Consider the following 3,258-nt stretch of genomic DNA (forward strand, 5'->3'; position numbering starts at 1 on the left):
TTTTTAAATGTAGTGTAGTGCTTTGGAAATAAACTATAATCAACAAACATAGACAAAATCCCTGATTTCGATCAAAAACAGGGATTTTGGGCATTTTAATGGACTTAGGGGAAATGAATAAACTAATGTTGCTTATTCGAGCAAAGCACCCATTACTTAAAGAAGAAGATCATGTTGATATTTCTATCTAATACTTTACTAAGATTTTTAATGGGTTAATTTTCCTTTTACTTAAATCTTCAAAGCATTGAATCAGTTCTTGTTTCGATATTTTCAACTCAAATATTTTATGTAATTGGGAACCTTTCCGTTTTATGTTCTCAAAATACCATTCCGAGTGTTTTTTGTAATCCCAACCGTCACTTGAACCTACGATTTTTAATTCTTTCTCATAAAACTCTGATTGTAATTCAAACTGTTCTTTATTTCCGTCCGATAGTATACAAATTTCACCGTTTACCAACAGTGATTTCTGAAGTAATTTAAAAGCATCATTGCGTGCTGAACACTCTAAACCATATTTATAGAAATTTCTTGGACATTCAGACTCATCATTAAAAACATTGTTTGCTCCTAAAAGTTTAGCTAATTCAACCCTTGCTGCATTTGGTTCTAATACATCAATATGATGAACTTTCATATATTCCTTTAAAAAATAAAGAGTTAAAAGTCCCATAGTTCCCATACCTGTAACCAATACTTTATCAGTTTCTTTTGGACTGAGTTTTAGAACACCTTTTGCTGAGTCGCAGGACAGAATGGTTAGTAAGGCATCAGAATGGTTTATACCTTTTGGAACAGGTATAGCTTTATGCGCTTTAATTACTCCATAATCTTTATGCCCATAAAATGCTACTACTCTGTCCCCATTTTTAAAAGACTTCACTTCATTTCCTATCCCTATGATTTCACCGTAGCTTTCGTATCCCGTTTCTTTAGGGTAATTTGGTGATTTTTCAGTAAAATCACTTTCCATATACTGTGGCAATTCTGCTCCAATACTAATCGCTCCTGCAATAGTTTTTATTAAGACTTCATCTTTTTTTAGAGGAGGTAGAATATGTCGTGTCCATTTAAGTTCTTCTTTTCCATACAAAACGAGAGAATATTGTTCCATAACATTAACCACCCTTAAAACTAATTTAAGTCTTCTTAAATTAATCTGCTGCATTAATTCAATAATACAGGACCTTGCTTCTCTTCTAATTCATATACTTCATCCCAATCAATCCCACAAGCTGCCGCATGTATTTTAGGATCATATTTCTGGCTACTTTTTAATACCGTATAGATTAAATTTGCAATTTTACCACAAAGATGACCGATTGCCTTTTTCTTTATCATTCCTTCTTCCACTTTACGATCATAATATGCTTTAAAAACCGTAGGCTTTCGTTTTCCATTTGCTAACATCATCATAGACATCTGATAAAGTACCCGACGTGCATCTCGAACACCACTATATGTTTGTTTAGTCGAGCGTACAGAAGTTCCAGATTGCGAATTTTCGGCTGAAACACCGAGGTATTTCTTAAATTCTTTATACGTATTAAAGCGATCTATATCGCCAATAACCCCAATTAGAGTACAAGCAATATTTTCACTTACAAAAGGAAAAGAAAGAAGTAACTCCGTATATGGATGTGGTTTAATTCCTTTTTCAGGGTTTCCTCTAAGGAGAGAATGAATTTCTACATCGATAAGCTGGATGCTTTCCTCAAGCCTCAAAGCTTCTTCAATAACCCATTTCTGTCTTCCCACTAGATGTTCTACGGGTACAGCCACTGTATGGGGCATAATTTCAGATAGTGTTTTCGCAGCTTTTTTCGCTACATTCTTAGCTCCTGCTTTAGAAATTGCCTTATACAGTTCATCTTCCGATGATTTCTTCATGTGAAGACCCGTAGGGTATTCTAATACTAATTTCATTACCGAAGAAGTACCCAATTTTTTAAATGCTTTATTTAAGTCTGGGTGTGTTACTTTTAATAATTGTTGAACTTGATTTTTTCTTCGAGTTAACTGAACGTTTAAATACCATCGATCTCGCATGACTGTCCGAAATAGGGATTGTAAGACAGTTTGAGGTTTTATTAAAGTAACTCCCTGCATGTGAGGGTGGAGCTGTTTATGCCATCCCATATAAGACATTACTTTGGCATCCATTGAATCTGATTTCTCTGAAATACCTAAATTATTCTTGCGAAATTCACCAACTGCTTTATTCTCCACTTGAAAAAGTTGATATCCTTCATTCAATAACACTTGCTGAACTAAATAAGAATAATGTCCACCAGTAGGTTCTAAAAGAATTAAGAAATCATCCCTGGTGATATTGAATTGATCTTCTATTTGCTTTAAAGCCTTTAAAAATTCTGCGATTCCTGCGCTATCAGAATTAAATTTCATCGTTTTCGTTCGCTTCCAGGCAATTCCTTTAGGGTCTAAAAAAGCATCAAATTTAATACAAGAAGCTACATGAAAACTAGCCCCAATATCTATCCCAACATAAAACTGATAAAACTTACGAATATCTTGAGCTTTATCATCCGAATGATTCCCATAACTAAAAGGAGTAATCGTATTTTCCATGATTTCCTCTCCGAACAGTAAGCAGTATGATTATATCTGACCATCCAAGTTTCTGTTAGAGCTTAGGCCCAATGTAGCATGTTAGGATTATATCGCCAGATATTTAATCTCAGATTTAACAAAAGAGTCTAGACTCACTAGCTCCATACATTTTTAGAGTTTCAACTGCACACTATTCACTATATTTATTTTAAACTTTCTCTATATAGTCTATTAAATTGGAGTATTCGACATTAACCATAATATTCCTTTTTAAAAAATAAAAGCCCTGTCGAATTGACAGGGTTATCCGTTATTGTATATTAAACTTAATGTGCAGTGCCATCTGTCTAATTGAATGGAGTGCCTCACATCAATATTAGAAGTCTATGAATAATAGCCCCAGTCCAGTTAATGGTCGGAATCACCTAAAGGTCACTGCACAATTTTATAATAGCGCATCTAGTAAGAGAAATAAACCAATGTCCCCAAACAACTTTCAGAGTTTCTCTAAAGAGCTCACGTTTAAAATAAAGGTACATTGGTTCTTCTTAAATTATATATTAATTATTCTCCTTATTCATTATTATTCATCTTACAACTATAAATTATAGACTTAATTCAGTAGCATGTAGTTCATTAAAATAATACTTTGATTTCTTTAAGCACTACAGAAACAACTTTATT

2 protein-coding genes are annotated in these 3,258 nt (G+C 33.4%); both read right to left on the reverse strand.

What is annotated here, in order from left to right; genetic code table 11:
* Positions 1-187: 187 nt before the first annotated feature.
* Entirely contained in the window at positions 188-1,117 is a 930-nt protein-coding gene (locus ABH960_RS29455) for an alcohol dehydrogenase catalytic domain-containing protein (RefSeq protein ID WP_404449974.1), read from the reverse strand.
* A 53-nt stretch (positions 1,118-1,170) separates the two neighbouring features.
* A complete protein-coding gene (locus ABH960_RS29460; protein WP_404449973.1) occupies positions 1,171-2,592 on the reverse strand; it encodes an IS110 family transposase in 1,422 nt (473 codons plus the stop codon).
* Between the last annotated feature and the right edge of the window lie 666 nt (positions 2,593-3,258).

The organism is Bacillus sp. RC252 (assembly GCF_044909215.1).
Classification (GTDB): Bacteria; Bacillota; Bacilli; order Bacillales; family Bacillaceae_G; genus Bacillus_A; species Bacillus_A mycoides.